This is a genomic window from Comamonas sp. MYb21, from assembly GCF_037479395.1.
Classification (GTDB): domain Bacteria; phylum Pseudomonadota; class Gammaproteobacteria; order Burkholderiales; family Burkholderiaceae_C; genus Comamonas.
Window position 1 is genome coordinate 243,899 of sequence record NZ_JBBGZC010000011.1, and the last position, 16,871, is coordinate 260,769.

Consider the following 16,871-nt stretch of genomic DNA (forward strand, 5'->3'; position numbering starts at 1 on the left):
CGGTTGCCGTGCCGCGAATGCCAACGGCCAGACCCACGTTCTGCCGGATCACAGCCATGCTTAAAAGCCCCTCGGAACTCGCTACACCCCCATCGATGGCCATAGACTCCGCCGCCAGCCTGCGCGGCAGCCGTGCCGCCAAAGGCAGCCGCAGCCTGGCCAACTTGCTGTCGGAAGAGTTTGAAAACAAGATCCGCCAAGGCCTGTTGCAAGAGGGCGACAAGCTACCCACCGAAACAGAACTGGTGCGCAGCTATGACGTCAGCCGCACGGTGGTGCGCGAGGCGCTGTCCAAGCTGCAAGCCTCGGGCCTAGTCGAGACCAAGCACGGCATCGGCACCTTTGTGCTGCCCGCGCGCAGCGCGCCGGGCATGGTGCTGAGCGCCCATGAGCTGAGTGAATCGGTCGACGTGCTGGCGGTGCTGGAGCTGCGCATTAGCCTGGAGACCGAGGCGGCGGGCCTGGCAGCGACCCGGCGCCAGGAGCCGCATCTGCGCGCGATGCGCACTGCGCTGCAGGCCTTTGAGCAGAACTTTGCGCTGGGCCGCGAGACCGTGAGCCATGACCTGGACTTTCACCTCAGCATTGCCAAGGCGACGGGCAACCGCTACTTCCAGGAGATCCTGCAGCACTTTGGCTCGATGTTGATTCCGCGCAACCGGATTGCCTCGATCCACATCCCCACGCGCGACCCGGACTACCTCAAGCGCGTGAACCGAGAGCATGAAGAAATCTTCTCTGCGATCGAGCGCCAGGATGCGGACTCGGCCCGGGCCGCCATGCGCATCCACCTGACCAACTCGCGCGAACGACTGCGCCTGGCCCAGCGCCTGGCCCAGGAGCAGCAAGCAGCCGGCACGCCGGACAGCAAGCGCTAAGACGCGCGGCAGCCCCGCGCCGGGCTGCTGCCATCACCCGCTCAACACCGCCAGCAAAAGCGCCAGCCACGCCGCCCTGGCGCATCACCGGGCCTGCCACAGCACCCGCGCCAAGGCCGCGAAAAACAGCCTGAATCCCGGCCCCAACTCCCAGCCAAGCGTTTCCCCTAGTCAAGCAATACTTGGCGATCTGCATTTTGAGTTGTATGATGTCTTATATCTAAAAAGGAGACAGAGACATATGCATCGCCGTTCGCACCTGATCTATTCAGCGCTGGCCCTGGCTGCCGGTAGCTTGTTATCGACTCCGTTGTTGGCGGCCGATGCCTGGCCGAGCAAGCCGATCCGGCTGATCGTTCCCTACCCACCCGGCGGCAGCTCGGACATCATTGCCCGCTCGATTGGCCAGCTGATCTCGCAAGAGCTCAAGCAAACGGTGGTGATAGACAACAAGCCCGGTGCCAACGGCAACCTGGGGGCCGAGTTTGTGGCCCGCGCCCAACCCGATGGCTACACCTGGCTGCTCTGCGACCTGGGTGCACTGGCGATCTCGCCATCGATCTACACCAAGCTCAGCTTTGACCCGAGCAAGGACCTGCGCGGCGCCGCCATGCTGGCCTACTCGCCGCACATGCTGGTGGTGCACCCGTCGGTGCAGGCCAGCAATCTGCAGGAGCTGGTGGCGCTGTCCAAGAAGCAGGACCTGAACTTTGCCGTCACGGCCACCGGCAGCGCGCCGCACCTGGCCGGTGTCGAGCTGGCCCGGCTGACGGGCGCCAAGTGGGTCTATGTGCCCTACAAGGGCGGCGTGCAATCGGTGCAGGACACGGTAGCAGGCCAAACCCAGGTGCTGATGAACGGCATGCTCGCCACCTACCCCCATGTACAAAGCGGCAAGTTGAAGCTGCTGGGTATTTCCAAGAACACCCGCATGCCGCTGATCGCCGATGTGCCGACCTTGGCCGAACAAGGCGCAGCCGGCTTTGCCTCGGGCACCTGGCAAGGCGTGGTACTGCCGGCCAAAACGCCAGAAGCGGTGATCCAGAAGGTGAACCAGGCGCTGCTGACCGCCATTCGCTCGCCCGAGGTGCGCTCGCGCCTGACCGGCCAGGGCGCCGAGGTGGTCACGATGACGCCGGCCGAGACCGACCAATTTTTCAAGGCCGAACGCCAGCGCTGGCGCACGGTCGTTCAAACCGCCAATCTGCAGCTCGATTGAGCCGCGCAGATTTGGCACTGTCGATTCCCTCTCTTTTCTTTGAAAGTTTGATATGAGCACCATGAGCCCCCAGGATGTGAAGAACGTGATGAGTTCCGGACTGCTGTCCTTCCCCATTACCGACTTTGATGCACAAGGCAACTTCAATGCCAAGGGCTATGCCGAGCGCCTGGAATGGTTGGCCCCCTACGGCGCCAGCGCCCTGTTCGCCGCGGGCGGCACCGGTGAGTTCTTCTCGCTGACCGCCGAAGAGTACCCCGCGATCATCAAGACCGCCGTGGACACCTGCAAGGGCAAGGTGCCGATCATCGCTGGTGCCGGCGGCCCGACCCGCTTTGCGATCCAGTGTGCACAGGCTGCGGAAGCCGCTGGCGCCCACGGCATCCTGCTGATGCCCCATTACATGACCGAAGCCAGCCAGGAAGGCCTGGCCGCCCACGTCGAAGCCGTGTGCAAGAGCGTGAAGTTCGGCGTCATCATCTACAACCGGGGCGTGAGCCGCTTTACCCCCGAGACCGTTGCCAAGCTCTGCGAACGCAACCCCAACCTGGTGGGCTTCAAGGACGGCGTGGGCGACATCGAAGCCATGTCGGCCATGTACCTGACCATGGGTGACCGCCTGGCCTACCTGGGTGGCCTGCCGACCGCAGAAGTCTATGCCGCTGCCTACAAGGCACTGGGCACGCCCGTGTACTCGTCTGCCGTGTTCAACTTCATCCCCAAGACCGCCATCCGCTTCTACGAAGCCGTGCGCACCGATGACCACGCCACCCAGCACCAGCTGCTCAAGGACTTCTTCATGCCCTACCTGAAGATCCGCAACCGCAGCGCTGGCTACGCCGTCTCGATCATCAAGGCCGGCGCCAAGCTGGTGGGCCACGATGCCGGTCCGGTGCGCGCACCGCTGGCTGACCTGAAGCCCGAGGAAGTCGATATGCTGGCAGCGCTGATCAAGAAGGTTGAAGCCTGATCGACCTCGCCTAACCAGCCCGGCTCCCCAGCTGCACTACGCCGCTGGGGCGCCGGGCTCCTTCCGTTTAAAGCCTCCTCCACACATGACTGCCACCCAACGCCCGCGCGTGCTGCAAATGGGCAAGATGCCGCTGCCCGCGCTTGATGCCGATCTGGCCCAGGAATTCGATACCACCGTGCTGAGCGCACAAGCGGACCCGCAGCAGTTCCTGGCTGACCACGGTTCGGAGTTTGCCTACCTGGTCACCTCTGCCAGCATGGGCGCATCGGCCTCGCTGATCCAGGCCTTGCCGGCGCTGCGCGGCATCAGCAGTTTTGGTGTGGGCTTTGATGCGCTGGACCAGCAGTCCATCCTCGCCCAGTCCGCGCGCGTGGGCTACACGCCCGGCGTGCTGGACGACTGCGTGGCCGACCTGGCCTTTGCGCTGCTGCTGGACAGCGCCCGCCGCCTGGCAGCGGCCGACCGCTTTGTGCGCGCGGGCCTGTGGCCTACCGAACGCTTTGGCGTCTACACCCGTGCCTCGGGCAAGCGTCTGGGCATCCTGGGCATGGGCCGCATTGGCCGCCAGGTGGCGCGCCGCGCCAGCGGTTTTGACATGGAGGTGGCCTACCACAACCGCCGCCCGGTCAGCGATTCGCCGCACCGTTACATGGCATCGCTGCAGGAGCTTGCTCAGTGGTGCGACTTTTTGGTCATCACCGCCGCCGGCGGCGATGACACCCGCCACCTGGTCGATACCAAAGTGCTGCAAGCGCTGGGCCCGCAGGGCTTTTTGATCAATGTGGCGCGCGGCAGCGTGGTCGATGAAGCGGCCCTGCTGGACGCGCTGCAGCACCAGCGCATTGCCGGCGCCGGCCTCGATGTGTTCGAGGACGAACCCCGCCCCCTGCCCGGCCTGCTGCAGCAGGACAACGTGGTGCTGGCACCGCATATCGCCAGCGGCACGCAGGAGACACGCCGCGCCATGGCCGATCTGGTACTGGCCAACCTGCGCAACCTGATCGCCAATGGCGAGCCTTTGCAGGAAGTGCCCTGGTCCCAGGCGGCAGCCCTGGCCCGCGCTGCTTGAGAACGTTTTGACGACGACCGAACCATCCACCCATTTTTAGAGACCAGGCCCCAAGCGCCTGGCAAGCCTATGACGACACACAACAACCTGATCAACGGCAGCTGGACACCCGGCAAGACCACCTCTCCCAACACCAACCCCAGCGACCTGTCCGACGTGATCGGCCAGTACGCGCAAGGCGATGCCAGCGATGTGGATGCGGCGGTGGCGGCGGCCACGGCGGCTTTCCCGGCCTGGAGCGTCTCGGGCATCCAGGCGCGCCACGATGCGCTCGACAAGATCGGCAACGAAATCCTGGCACGCAAGGAAGAGCTGGGCGACCTGCTGGCGCGCGAAGAAGGCAAGACCCGGCCCGAGGCGATTGGCGAAGTGGCCCGCGCCGGCCAGATCTTCAAGTTCTTTGCCGGTGAATGCCTGCGCCTGGCTGGTGAGAGCCTGCCGTCGGTGCGCCCCGGCATTGGCGTGGAAATCACGCGCGAGCCCATCGGTGTGGTGGGCCTGATCACCCCGTGGAACTTCCCCATCGCGATTCCGGCCTGGAAGATTGCACCGGCGCTCGCCTTTGGCAACTGCGTGGTGATCAAGCCCGCTGATCTGGTGCCCGGCAGCGCCTGGGCGCTGGCCGACATCATCCACCGCAGCGGCATCCCGGCCGGTGTCTTCAACCTGGTCATGGGCCGGGGCCGCATCATTGGCGATGCACTGGTGCAGCACCCCGATGTGGCGGCGATCAGCTTTACCGGCTCGGTCGGTGTGGGCCGAGGCATTGCTGAGGCCTGCGTGAAATCGGGCAAGAAAGTGCAACTAGAGATGGGTGGCAAGAACCCGCAGGTGGTGCTGGACGATGCCGACCTGGCCCAGGCGGTGGAGCTGTCGGCCCAGAGCTGCTTTTACTCGACCGGCCAGCGCTGCACCGCATCGAGCCGCCTGATCGTCACCGACAAGATCTACCCCGCCTTTGTGCAGGCGCTGCAAGCGCGCATGGCCAAGATCAAGGTGGGCGATGCGCGCGCCGCCGGCACCGACATCGGCCCCGTGGTGAGCCCGGCCCAGCTGGAGCAGGACCTGAGCTATGTCGAAATCGCCAAGGCCGAAGGTGCCGTGCTGGCCACCGGCGGCAGCCGCATTGCCTGCCATACCGGCAGCGGCAAGGAAGGCTTTTTCATGCAACCCGCCTTGCTGGTGGACAGCACGCCGCAGATGCGCATCAACCGCGAAGAGGTGTTTGGCCCCGTCGCCAGCGTGATCCGCGTGCAGGACTATGAAGAAGCGCTGGCCGTCGCCAACGACACCGCCTTTGGCCTGTCCGCCGGTATTGCCACCACCAGCCTGAAGTACGCCAGCCACTTCAAGCGCCATGCCCAGGCCGGCATGGTGATGGTGAACCTGCCCACCGCCGGCGTGGACTACCATGTGCCGTTTGGCGGCCGCAAGGGATCGAGCTACGGCCCGCGCGAGCAAGGCCGCTATGCGCAGGAGTTCTACACCACGGTGAAGACCGCCTATACGCTGGCTTGAACGTCCGCGCCTGCAACAGGCGCTTTGCGGGCATCCGGTGGCCCTCCACCCGATGCCCGCGCAGTACCTGGTCGCTCTCAGGTAATACGCTTGGCGGAAAATGGCGGCATGAAACTTCTGCCTGACCTCTCGCTGCCGGTAACCGCCGACATCAACGATCCCCAGCCCCTCATCCTCTACCACGGCCGCAACTGCCCCGATGGCTATGGCGCGGCGCTGGCGGCCTGGCTGTTCTTCTCCGGCAACGCAGAGTTTCGCGGCCTGGACCATGGCGAAATCCAGACCGTGGACGACCTGGGGCCGCTCGCGGGCCGCACGATCTACATCCTGGACTTTGCCTTTGGCCCCGAGCTGCTGACAGCCATCGAGGCGCAGGCGCACAAGCTGGTGCTGCTGGACCACCACAAGAGCGCAGCCGAGAAGCTCAATGGCTACCAATGCACCTGCGGCGTCGTGCATTTCGACATGAACAAGTCCGGCGCGCGCCTGGCCTGGGAGTTCTTCTTCCCCAAGAATCCGATCCCCGCGCTGGTGCTGCACATCGAAGACCGCGACATCTGGCGCTGGCAGTACCCCGAGAGCGGGGCCTTTTTGGCCGCGCTGGACATGGAGCCGCGCAGCTTTGAGCGCTGGGCTGAGATTGCGGCCTTCAGCCCCGAGCAGCTGAGCGCCTTCATGGCCCGTGGCGGCGCGATGGACGAGAAATACCTCAAGCTCTGCAGCGATATCGCCGAAGGCGCGCAGCCGCTGGTGTTCAACGGCGTGGCCGGTCTGATGGTCAATGCGCCGGGCATGTTCCACAGCCAGGTCGGCGACATCCTCGCCAAGCAAAGCGGCAGCTTTGCGCTGATGTGGAGCGCCAGCCCCAAGGGCGCCAAATGCGGCCTGCGCTCGCGCTCGGATTTCAACTGCATCCCGCTGGCCGAAAGCATGGGCGGCGGTGGCCATGCCCAGGCCTGCGGCTTCCGCATGGGGGTGGAGCGCATCCCCGAGCTGCTGGCCGGCACGCTGACCGCCCGGCCTGAAGACGCACTGCCGCCATCGCGCCCCGCCCCTACACCGGCGCCAACCGGCACGCCATGATGCCTGCCACCCGCACAGGCAGCAGCACCTGGGCGCAGCAATGCCCCCTGTGCGGCCAGAGCAACGGCTGTGCCGTCGCCCAGGGCCTGCCGGCTGCCCAGTGCTGGTGCATGACCGCCGATATCGATCCCCAGGCCTTGCAGCGCCTGGCCCCTGCCGAGCGGGGCCAGCGCTGCATCTGCCCGGCCTGTGGCCGCGCGGAGCCCGATCCCGGCGCCCGCCCCAACCGGGGTGACTGACAAGCGCCAACCCCAGGATCATCATCAAACGCCCGGGGCCAGCCTGCTTGCAGGTACTCCACCAGGCCACCGTCACACGCGCCCATCCGCCCAGCCCACGCCATGCAGATAAGACACCACACCTCCCAGGATCTGCGCAGCCTCTATGGGGAGCGCTTTCGCTGGTACCTGCTGTTCAGCGTCATGGTGGGCACGATGGCCTCGATCATCTCCTCGACCATCTTCAATGTCGCCATCCCGGCGATGAGCCTGCACTTCCAGCTCGGCCAGTCGCGCGCGCAATGGGTGACCTCGTCCTTCATGGTGGCCACGACGGTGGCGATGCTGACCACGCCCTGGCTGCTGTCGCGCTATGGCTACCGCAACACCTACCTGGGCGCCGTGCTGCTGCTGATGCTGGGCGGCATTGGCGGGGGTTTTAGCAGCGACTACAACCTGGTGCTGGTGGCGCGCGTGGTCGAAGGCCTGGCGGCCGGTGTGATCCAGCCGATTCCGGCCATCATCATCCTGCATGCCTTTGCCGCCCATGAGCAGGGCCGCGCCAATGGCCTGTTTGGCATGGGCATCGTGCTGGCGCCGGCCATCGGCCCCAGCGTGGGCGGCCTGCTGGTCGACTGGATGGGCTGGCGCTCGGTGTTCTTCATGGTGGTGCCGCTGTGCCTGGCCTCGGTCTGGCTGGGGCTGAAGTTTGTGCCCGTCAATGCGCCGGGTGGCGCAGCCGCCGACCGCCATGGCAAAAGCCTGGACTGGCTGGGCCTGGCCATTGCGACCACCGGCACCGTCTGCCTGCTCAATGGCCTGGTGGCGCTGCATGGCACGGGCTGGCAGCAAAGCGCCGTGCTGCTGGCCATTGCACTGGTCTGCCTGCCCGCGTTCATCGCCTGGCAGCGGCGCCTGCTGGCCCAGGGCGGCAAGCCGCTGATGGACCTGCGCCTGTTTGCCTGCAAGCCTTTTGCGGCCGGCTGCATTGTGGCCTTTATCTATGGCGTGGCCTTGTTTGGCTCCACCTACTTGCTGCCGGTGTTCATGCAGCTGGGGCTGTCCTACTCGGCCTCGGTGGTCGGCACCACGATGCTGCCCGCCGGCCTGGTGCTGGGCGGCGTCATCGCGCTGGCTGGCCGCATGGCCGACCGCACCCCCGTGCACTGGCTGGTGATCGGCGGCCTGTCGCTGCTCGCGCTGTCCTTTGTGCTCACGGGTGTGCTACAGCCGGGCTCGTCGCTGTGGCTGCTGGTCGGCTACACGGTGCTGGGCCGCGTCGGCCTGGGCTTTATCCTGCCCTCGCTCACGCTGGGCAGCATGCGGCCGCTGGACAAGAGCCTGATCTCGCAGGGATCGAGCAGCTTCAGCTTTCTGCGCATGCTCGGCGGCGCCGCCGGGGTCAGCCTCTGCGGCATTTTTCTGGAGTGGCGCGTGGCCTTCTACGCCAACCAGTCGCCCGCGATCGACATTGCGCTGGCCGAGCGGGTGGCGGGCTTTCGCGACACCTTTTTGATGCTGGCCGTGGTCTGTGTGCTGGCCGGCATTGCCGCGCGCCAGCTGCAGCCGCCTGCAGCCCCCAAGCCCTGAGCGGCTGGCGAATGGTCTACACTGGGCCATCCAACGGTTTTCAAAGAGTTTTTGCCATGTGCCAACTGCTGGGGATGAACTGCAACACCCCCACCGACATCAACTTCAGCTTCAGCGGCTTTTCGCAGCGGGCCGGCAATACCGACCACCACAGCGATGGCTGGGGCATCGCCTTTTTTGAAGAAGGGGGCCTGCGCCTGCTGGTGGACCACCAACCGGCCGTCCAGTCGCCCGTGGCCGAGCTGGTGCGGCGCTACCCCATCCACAGCCGCAATGTGATTGCGCATATCCGCAAGGCCACCCAGGGCCGGGTGCTGCTGCAAAACTGCCACCCCTTTGTGCGCGAGCTCTGGGGCAAGAACTGGGTGTTTGCCCACAATGGCGACCTCAAGGACTTCCGCCCGCGCCTGCACAGCCACTTTCACCCGGTGGGCGACACCGACAGCGAGCATGTGTTCTGCTGGCTGATGCAGGAGCTGTGGAAATCCCATGCCGGCACGCCCAGCATTGCCGAGCTGACCCACACCTTGCGCGAGCTGGCCGCGCACATTGCACCCCAGGGCACCTTCAACTTTCTGCTCTCCAACGGCGAGGCGCTCTGGGCCCATGCCAATACCTTTCTGTGCTACACCGAGCGCGCGCATCCCTTTGCCCAGGCCCAGCTGAGCGATGAGGACCTGAGCATCGACTTTGCCACCTGCACCACGCCGCAGGACCGGGTGGCCGTGGTGGTGACCGCGCCGCTGACTACCAACGAGCGGTGGACAGCTTTCCAGCCCGGCGAGCTGATGGTGTTTGCCGACGGCCGGCGCCTGGCGCTTTAAGAACCTGTTCAAACCAACAAACCCGGCAGCGCCGGGTTTGTTTTTGGTACGCCTGAAAAGGCCCTCAGGCCAACGCGCGGGTGATCAGAATCTTCTGCACATCGCTGGTGCCTTCATAGATCTGGCAGACCCGCACATCGCGGTAGATGCGCTCGACCGGAAAATCATTGACGACGCCATAGCCGCCCAGGGTCTGGATGGCGGCGCTGCAGACGCGCTCGGCCATCTCGCTGGCAAACAGCTTGGCCATGGCCGCTTCCTTGAGGCAAGGCTGGCCGGCATCGCGCAGGCTGGCGGCATGCCAGATCAGCTGGCGCGCGGCCTCGATCTGCGTGGCGCACTCGGCCAGGCGAAAGCCGACGGCTTGGTGGTTGATGATGGCGGTGCCAAAGCTCTCGCGCTCCTTGGCGTACTGCACGGCCACGTCAAAGGCGCTGCGCGCCATGCCCACGCTTTGCGCGGCAATGCCGATGCGCCCGCCTTCGAGCGCGCCCAGCGCAATCTTGTAGCCCTCGCCCTCGGCGCCAATCAGGTTCTCGGCCGGCACCACACAGTGCTCAAAATTGATCTGCGCGGTATCGCTGCTGTGCTGGCCGAGCTTGTCTTCCAGCCGTGCGACCTGGTAGCCCGGGTTGTCGGTGGGCACGATAAAGGCGCTCATGCCCTTTTTGCCGGCGCCCTTGTCGGTCACCGCAATGACGATCGCCATCTGGCCGTTCTTGCCGCTGGTGATGAACTGCTTGACGCCATTGATCACATAGGCATCGCCCTGCCTGGTGGCGGTGGTGCGCAGCGCGCTGGCATCCGAGCCCACATGGGGCTCGGTCAGGCAGAACGCGCCCAGCATCTCGCCGCGCGCCAATGGGGCGAGCCATTGCTTCTTTTGCGCATCGCTGCCGTAGCGCATCAAGATGGCATTGACGGGGCAGTTGGTCACGCTGATGGCGGTGCTGGTGCCGCCGTCGCCCGCAGCGATTTCTTCCAGCACCAGGGCCAGGCTGATGTAGTCCAGCCCTGCGCCGCCCAGCGCATCGGGCACGCAGATGCCGTAGGCACCCAGCTGGGCCAAGCCCTGGTGGGCCGCCTTGGGGAACACATGGTCGCGGTCCCACTGCGCGGCGTGCGGCCACAGCTCGGCCTGGGCAAATTCACGCACCGCATCGCGGATCATCGTCTGGTCGTCGTTCAAAAGCATGGGTTTGTCTCCGGATTTTCTAGTTCTGGCGCAGTCTGGCAGGCTGGGTTTACCAATGCTTGGCGCGGCGGCCATCGTGGTGCAGCAGGCGCCCCTTGTCCGCATCCGTGACCGAGGCCAGGGTCTGGCGCATGTCGCTCACGCTTTGCTGCACGGTCAGGGGCGCTTCTTGCCCACCCATGTCGGTCTGCACCCAGCCTGGGTCCAGGGTGATCAGGCGCGCGCCGGGGTAGTCGTGCTGGGCCGAGGCCACCGCCATGTTCAGCGCCGTCTTGCTGACGCGGTAGAGCCAGGAGTAGCTGTCATCCACACCTTCGATCTGCGACATCGACGACGAGATAAAGGCAAACACGCCGCCGCTGGCCTCCACGATCGGGCCGATCTGCGGCAGCAGCTGCATGGCGCCCAGCACATTGGTGTGCATCACCGCATCAAAATCGGCCTGCGTCGGCACCTCGCGGGCATTGGGCCGGCGGATCACCCCAGCCACATACATCGCCACATCGATCTGCTGGCCGGCCAACGCAGTTGCCAGCGCGGTCACGCTCTCGGGCTGGAGCACATCGACCAGAAAAACCTGCACACCCAGCGCCTGCAGGCGCGCCTGGGCCTCGGTATCCCGCACCGTGGCCAGCACGGTCCAGCCTGCCTGCGCATATTCCCGCACCAGCTCCAGGCCGATGCCGCGCGAGGCGCCAATCACCAAAATCACAGCCATTCCCACGCCCTCCTTGGCGGTTGTTGTCACTGTCCCTGCTCTTGCAGAATCTGCTGCTGGTAGCGCGCGACCATGTCCGCCTGCGGCTCGGGCGCCGCAGTCAGGCCCATCTGGTCATGGATCATCTGGTTGAGCGTGGGCAGGGTACTGCGCGCAATCTGTGCCTCGGCCTGCCACAGGCGCGAGCGCATCAAGGCCTTGGCGCAGTGCAGATAGGCTTCGCGCACCTCGATCTCGATCACCAGCTTGGGCCGTTGGCGCTCGCCGTCAAACACATCGATAAAGCGGGCCTCATCGCGCAGCTTTGCGGTACCGTTGACGCGCAGGGTCTCATCCACGCCCGGCAGCAAAAACAGCAGCGCAATGCGCGCATCGGTCAGCAGGTTGCTGAGCGAATCGAGCCGGTTGTTACCGCCGGCATCGGGCAGCAGCAGATGCTGCGCGCCCTGGCATTTGACAAAGCCCGGCGGCCCGCCCCGGGGCGAGGCATCGAGCATCTCGGCCGCCTGCCCGGCCGTGGCCACCACGCACAGCGGCGACAGCGCAATAAAGCGCTGGCAGTGGGCATCGAGGTGGCCAAGCTGCTTGGCCAGCGCGCGCTCGGCGGGCTGGGCGTAGAGGGCGCGCAGTTGCTCCGTCGTTTCGATCATGCGGCCTCCGGGTCGTCACCGTCCGCATCGGCCGCCGCGGCGCCGGCTGCCGCATAGACGGCCAGGTAGGCATCCCAGGACGGATCGAATGACACCTCGACGCGCCCGGGCAGGGCCACCGCCTGCTGCTGCAGCAACTGCTGGGCGGCCGCAGCATCATCGACGTAGTAGCAGGCACTGCGCTCGCGCATGCCTTCAATACGGGTGTAGGCCAGAATGCCGGTCTCCATGCGCTCGAGCGCTGCTTGCAGGCCCTCTTGCGCATCGCGCGCCTGGTCCAGGCTCTCGCCGTCTTCAAACGCCAAGGTCCATTGCAGGCAGTAGGGCAGATCGGCGCGCGTGGCCACGGCATTGGCCGACAGGCGCAGGCCCAGCAGATCGGGCACGGCGTCGGCTGCCGCATCGCGGCGGCGTGCTTCGAGCATTTTCCAGCGGTCGTCGTCTGCCGTGGGGAAGCGGTAGCTACGCCCCAGGCTGTCGCGCAAAAAGGCATCGAACAGCGCAGGAAAAGCGGACAGCGGGCCGACACCTGCGACCTCGGGCGCAAAGCCATCGACCACCTCGACCGGGCCCACACGCACGGCGAAATCCCATTCACCCAGCGCATGGTCCAGCATGATAAAGGCCATGTGCTGGGCCAGCTCGCGCTGCTCGGGGGCGATGATCTTCTCAAAGCCCAGCTCCAGGCCGACGATGCCGCCGGCATCGTAGTGGGCCACCAGCACATCCGAGCAGGAGAGCTCCAGGCCCTCCATCGCCATGCTGAAATCCTGGATCGGGCTGCGGTTGCGGAAGGCCTGCACCTTGTAGCCCGGCAGGCTGGGAGCGGCACGCACCAGGGCCATCAGGTTCTCGAACTGGTCGACATTGCCGTGGGCACTGAACACCAGGCGCGAAAACAGGCTGCCTTCGGAGCGCTCCAGCTCCAGCGCCAAATCGGGGGCAACGCGGGCCAGCATCTCATTGGCCTGTGCCACAAAGGCCTGGTTGGGCAACAGCGCCAGGTGGCGCTCTTGGTAGACCAGCTCCTGCCAGAAGGACTCGATGTCCTGCGCTTGCAGCTGCCCCGGGCCGGGGCCCACCGATTCGTTCGTCATAGTTTCTCCTCTTTCAGGATGACTAGACTACATGATTTCAATCGCCATCGCAGTGGCCTCACCTCCGCCGATGCACAGGGTGGCCAGGCCGCGGCGCTTGCCACGGGCCTGCAGCGCGTGCAGCAAGGTCACCAGAATGCGCGCACCACTGGCACCAATGGGGTGGCCCAGCGCGCAGGCGCCGCCGTTGACGTTGACGATGTCGTGCGAGACCTTCATGTCGGCCATCAGCGCCATCGGCACCACGGCAAAGGCTTCGTTGATTTCCCAGAGGTCCACATCCTCGACCTTCCAGCCGGCTTTTTTCAGCGCTTTCTCGGTCGCGCCGATCGGTGCGGTGGTGAACCACTCAGGCTCTTGCGCATAGCTGGCATGGGCCACGATCTTGGCCAGCGGCTTGCAGCCCAGCTCCTTGGCGGTGGATGCGCGCATCAGCACCAGGGCCGCTGCGCCATCGTTGATGCTGGAGCTCGACGCCGCCGTGATCGTGCCATCCTTCTTGAACGCGGGCTTGAGCGCGGCGATCTTGTCCAGCCGCGCCTTGCCGGGGCCCTCATCTTCGCTCACGGTCACATCGCCCTTGCGCGTGGACACGGTCACCGGCGTGATCTCGGCCTTGAAGGCGCCGGACTGGGTCGCGGCCTGCGCGCGCTGCACGCTGGCAATGGCAAACTGGTCCTGCTGCTCGCGGCTGAACTGGTACTTGGCGGCACAGTCTTCGCCAAAGGTGCCCATCGAGCGGCCGGGTTCATAGGCGTCTTCCAGGCCATCGAGCATCATGTGGTCGAAGATCTTGTCATGGCCCATGCGGTAGCCACCACGGCCCTTTTTGAGCAGGTAGGGGGCGTTGGTCATGCTTTCCATGCCACCGGCCACCATCACATCGCGGCTGCCAGCCACCAGCTGGTCATGGGCCAGGATGGTGGCTTCCATACCGGCGCCGCACATCTTCGACAGGGTCACGGCGCCAGTGCTCTTGGGCAGACCGCCCTTGAACAAGGCCTGGCGCGCTGGCGCCTGGCCCTGGCCGGCCATCAGGCAGTTGCCAAACAGCACTTCTTCCACTTTCTCAGGGGCGACACCCGCGCGCTCCACCGCAGCCTTGATGGCCGCGCCACCCAGGTCATTGGCCGAGAGCTCGGCAAAATCGCCCATGAAAGCACCCATGGGGGTACGGGCTGCGCCAACGATAACGACGGGATCATGCATCGGGTGTCTCCTGATTGAATTCGGGTCTTGCGGCAGGCATCTCAGGGCCCGCTCGCGCTGTAAAAAAGGCAGCCCTGGGCCCAGGGCTGCCTTGCGGGTTTAATCGCGCTTGCGTTCGGCCACCAGGGCCACGGCGCGCTGGTGGACTTCGGCCAGTCCGCCAATGCCTGGTACGGTCATCTCCAGGTCGGTGATCAGGCCGTTCTTGAGGCTGTAGCACCAGCCATGCAAGGTCACCTTCTGGCCGCGCGTCCAGGCGTCCTGCAAGATGGTGCTCTGCGCCACATTCACCACCTGCTCGATGGCGTTGAGCTCGCACAGCGCATCATGGCGGTGCTGGGGCGAGAGGCTTTGCAGCAGGTCCAGGTGCTTGTCGCGCACATCGCGCACGTGGCGTGTCCAGTTGTCGACCAGGCCCAGGCGCAGGCCTTCGAGCGCGGCCAGCACACCGCCGCAGCCGTAGTGGCCCACGACCATCAGGTCCTGGATCTTGAGCTGGTCGACCGAATACTGGATGGTCGACAGGCAGTTCAGATCGCTCGGAACCACCACATTGGCCACATTGCGGTGCACAAACACTTCACCGGGTTCAAGACCGGTGATCTGGTTGGCCGGCACGCGGCTGTCCGAACAACCGATCCACATGTACTTGGGGTGCTGCTGCGACATCAGGCCCGTGAAGAACCCGGGGCGGTCACGCTCCATCTGCTCTGCCCACAAACGGTTGTGGTCAAACAGGTCTTTGATGGAGGTCGTAGTCATAAGGCTATCCTTTGTTGTGTGGGTATCAGGATGGCGCAGCGCAGCCGGTCAGCAGGTTTCTGCGAACAGCTCACGCCCAATCAACATGCGGCGAATCTCGCTGGTGCCGGCGCCAATTTCATAGAGTTTCGCATCTCTCCACAGGCGGCCGAGGGGATACTCGTTGATATACCCATTGCCGCCATAGATTTGCACGCCTTCGCCGGCCATCCAGGTGGCTTTCTCGGCACACCAGAGGATGACGCTGGCGCAGTCCTTGCGTACCTGACGAACATGGTCGGTTCCGAGCAGATCGAGGTTTTTAGCAACCGTATAGGCAAAAGAGCGGCCTGCTTGCAGCACGGTGTACATATCGGCCACCTTGCCCTGGATGAGCTGGAACTCACCAATGCTCTGGCCAAACTGCTTGCGGTCGTGGATATAGGGCACGACGTTGTCCATCACCGACTGCATGATGCCCAACGGGCCACCGGTCAGCACGGCGCGTTCGTAATCCAGGCCGCTCATCAGCACCTTGGCGCCGCCATTGACCTGGCCCAGCACATTCTCGGCCGGTACTTCAACGTTCTGGAACACCAGCTCGCCAGTATGGCTGCCGCGCATGCCCAGCTTGTCCAGCTTTTGCGCAATCGAAAAACCGGGCATGCCCTTCTCGATCAGGAAGGCGGTCACGCCTCGGGCCCCCATCTCCGGCTCGGTCTTGGCGTACACCACCAGGGTGTCGGCGTCCGGGCCATTGGTGATCCACATCTTGTTGCCGTTGAGCAGGTAGTAGCCGCCCTTGTCCTCGGCTTTGAGCTTCATGCTGATGACGTCGGAGCCGGCACCCGGCTCGCTCATCGCCAACGCGCCCACATGCTCACCGCTGATCAGCTTGGGCAGGTACTTGGCCTTCTGGGCTTCATTGCCATTGCGGTTGATCTGGTTCACGCAGAGGTTACTGTGGGCACCATAGGACAGGCCCACCGACGCGCTGGCCCGGGAGATCTCCTCCATCGCCACCATATGGGCCAGGTAGCCCATGTCCGCGCCGCCGTATTGCTCGGACACCGTGATGCCCAGCACGCCCAGGTCGCCAAACTTGCGCCACAGGTCCATGGGAAACTGGTCATTGCGGTCGATCTCGGCGGCACGCGGCGCGATCTCGGCCTGCGCGAACTCGCGCACGGCGTCGCGCAGGGCGTCGATATCCTCACCCAACTGGAAATTCAGGCCTGGTAATCCGGACATGGTCTTGTCTCCTATCTATATGGCGCACCCGATGCCGCCGGCGCGCGCCAAGGCGCTAGAGCGGCATCATTACGTTTACGTTCACGTCAACTATATATTATTTTTTTGACGGCTGCTTTGCGAGCAAAGCATGGGCTTCTTGCATATGCCCATCAATTTCTGCCAAGTTGGCCTGCAAATCTGCCAACTGCGTCTGCAGGCGCTGGCGATGCGCCGTCAGCACCTCGATAAAGCGGCTCAGCTGCACACCGGTATCGCGCGGTGACTCATAGAGGTCAATGATTTCCTTGGCTTCCTGCAAGCTCAGCCCCAGGCGCTTGGCGCGCAAGGTCAGGCGCAGACGCGTGCGCTCCTTGGCCGAGTAGACGCGCTGCTTGCCGCCGGCGCCGGTGCGCTCGGGGTGCAACAGGCCCATGTCCTCATAGAAGCGGATGGCCCGGGTGGTCAGATCAAATTCTGCAGCCAGCTGCCCGATGGAATAAGTCGGTGTCATGGTCCCCCTGCACGCCCTTGTTGTTCTGGATGGACCATTATGCGGCATGCGCCGCTCTCCACCGCCAGGTGCCGGCCAAAAGAAAAACCCCTCTACTCGGGAAGAGCAGAGGGGTTGATCAGTATAAAAGCCTGACGATGACCTA

General features: G+C 64.9%; 17 protein-coding genes. 9 read left to right on the forward strand and 8 right to left on the reverse strand.

Annotated elements, in window-relative coordinates:
• The first annotated feature begins 95 nt into the window (after positions 1 to 95).
• The 9 genes from WH367_RS17995 to WH367_RS18035 all read left to right on the forward strand — a co-directional run bounded on the left by WH367_RS17995 (position 96) and on the right by WH367_RS18035 (position 9,372).
• Entirely contained in the window at positions 96 to 878 is a 783-nt protein-coding gene (locus WH367_RS17995) for a FadR/GntR family transcriptional regulator (RefSeq protein ID WP_339537098.1), read from the forward strand.
• 241 nt (positions 879 to 1,119) lie between these two features.
• Complete coding sequence (locus WH367_RS18000; protein ID WP_021024996.1) at positions 1,120 to 2,097, forward strand: Bug family tripartite tricarboxylate transporter substrate binding protein; 978 nt, start codon at positions 1,120 to 1,122, stop codon at positions 2,095 to 2,097.
• 61 nt (positions 2,098 to 2,158) lie between these two features.
• Positions 2,159 to 3,067, forward strand: a complete 909-nt coding sequence (gene kdgD / locus WH367_RS18005; protein WP_339537118.1) for a 5-dehydro-4-deoxyglucarate dehydratase — start codon at positions 2,159 to 2,161, stop codon at positions 3,065 to 3,067.
• An 85-nt stretch (positions 3,068 to 3,152) separates the two neighbouring features.
• Positions 3,153 to 4,139 (forward strand): 2-hydroxyacid dehydrogenase, encoded by a 987-nt coding sequence (locus tag WH367_RS18010; RefSeq protein WP_339537099.1) that lies wholly within the window; start codon positions 3,153 to 3,155, stop codon positions 4,137 to 4,139.
• A gap of 69 nt (positions 4,140 to 4,208) precedes the next feature.
• A complete protein-coding gene (locus WH367_RS18015) occupies positions 4,209 to 5,657 on the forward strand; it encodes an aldehyde dehydrogenase family protein (protein ID WP_339537100.1) in 1,449 nt (482 codons plus the stop codon).
• Positions 5,658 to 5,765: 108 nt separating this feature from the next.
• Positions 5,766 to 6,740 carry a DHH family phosphoesterase gene (locus WH367_RS18020; protein WP_339537101.1) on the forward strand — a complete coding sequence of 325 codons (975 nt, stop codon included), beginning with the start codon at positions 5,766 to 5,768 and terminating at the stop codon, positions 6,738 to 6,740.
• Entirely contained in the window at positions 6,737 to 6,979 is a 243-nt protein-coding gene (locus WH367_RS18025) for a cysteine-rich CWC family protein (protein WP_339537102.1), read from the forward strand. The genes WH367_RS18020 and WH367_RS18025 overlap by 4 nt, the downstream gene beginning before the upstream one ends.
• A 102-nt stretch (positions 6,980 to 7,081) precedes the next feature.
• Positions 7,082 to 8,548, forward strand: coding sequence for a DHA2 family efflux MFS transporter permease subunit (locus WH367_RS18030; protein WP_339537103.1), 1,467 nt, complete (start codon positions 7,082 to 7,084; stop codon positions 8,546 to 8,548).
• Positions 8,549 to 8,604: 56 nt separating this feature from the next.
• Positions 8,605 to 9,372, forward strand: coding sequence for a class II glutamine amidotransferase (locus WH367_RS18035; RefSeq protein WP_339537104.1), 768 nt, complete (start codon positions 8,605 to 8,607; stop codon positions 9,370 to 9,372).
• Between the two features lie 64 nt (positions 9,373 to 9,436).
• On the opposite strand, the gene WH367_RS18040 is transcribed toward WH367_RS18035, so the two are convergent.
• From WH367_RS18040 to WH367_RS18075, 8 genes are all read right to left on the reverse strand, one after another.
• Complete coding sequence (locus tag WH367_RS18040) at positions 9,437 to 10,567, reverse strand: acyl-CoA dehydrogenase family protein (RefSeq protein WP_021024988.1); 1,131 nt, start codon at positions 10,565 to 10,567, stop codon at positions 9,437 to 9,439.
• Positions 10,568 to 10,616: 49 nt separating this feature from the next.
• The gene (locus WH367_RS18045; RefSeq protein ID WP_339537105.1) at positions 10,617 to 11,285 is read right to left on the reverse strand and encodes an SDR family oxidoreductase; all 669 of its coding nucleotides are present in this window, start codon (positions 11,283 to 11,285) and stop codon (positions 10,617 to 10,619) included.
• Between the two features lie 26 nt (positions 11,286 to 11,311).
• Positions 11,312 to 11,935 carry an MSMEG_1061 family FMN-dependent PPOX-type flavoprotein gene (locus WH367_RS18050; protein ID WP_021024986.1) on the reverse strand — a complete coding sequence of 208 codons (624 nt, stop codon included), beginning with the start codon at positions 11,933 to 11,935 and terminating at the stop codon, positions 11,312 to 11,314.
• Positions 11,932 to 13,032, reverse strand: a complete 1,101-nt coding sequence (locus WH367_RS18055; protein ID WP_339521087.1) for a hypothetical protein — start codon at positions 13,030 to 13,032, stop codon at positions 11,932 to 11,934. The genes WH367_RS18050 and WH367_RS18055 overlap by 4 nt, the downstream gene beginning before the upstream one ends.
• Positions 13,033 to 13,059: 27 nt before the next feature.
• On the reverse strand, positions 13,060 to 14,241 hold the full coding sequence (locus WH367_RS18060; protein WP_339537106.1) for an acetyl-CoA C-acyltransferase: 1,182 nt from the start codon (positions 14,239 to 14,241) through the stop codon (positions 13,060 to 13,062).
• A gap of 99 nt (positions 14,242 to 14,340) precedes the next feature.
• Entirely contained in the window at positions 14,341 to 15,003 is a 663-nt protein-coding gene (gene can, locus WH367_RS18065) for a carbonate dehydratase (RefSeq protein WP_021024983.1), read from the reverse strand.
• A 48-nt stretch (positions 15,004 to 15,051) separates the two neighbouring features.
• Positions 15,052 to 16,233, reverse strand: coding sequence for an isovaleryl-CoA dehydrogenase (locus tag WH367_RS18070; RefSeq protein ID WP_021024982.1), 1,182 nt, complete (start codon positions 16,231 to 16,233; stop codon positions 15,052 to 15,054).
• Between the two features lie 97 nt (positions 16,234 to 16,330).
• Entirely contained in the window at positions 16,331 to 16,726 is a 396-nt protein-coding gene (locus WH367_RS18075) for a MerR family transcriptional regulator (protein ID WP_021024981.1), read from the reverse strand.
• Positions 16,727 to 16,871 lie beyond the last annotated feature (145 nt).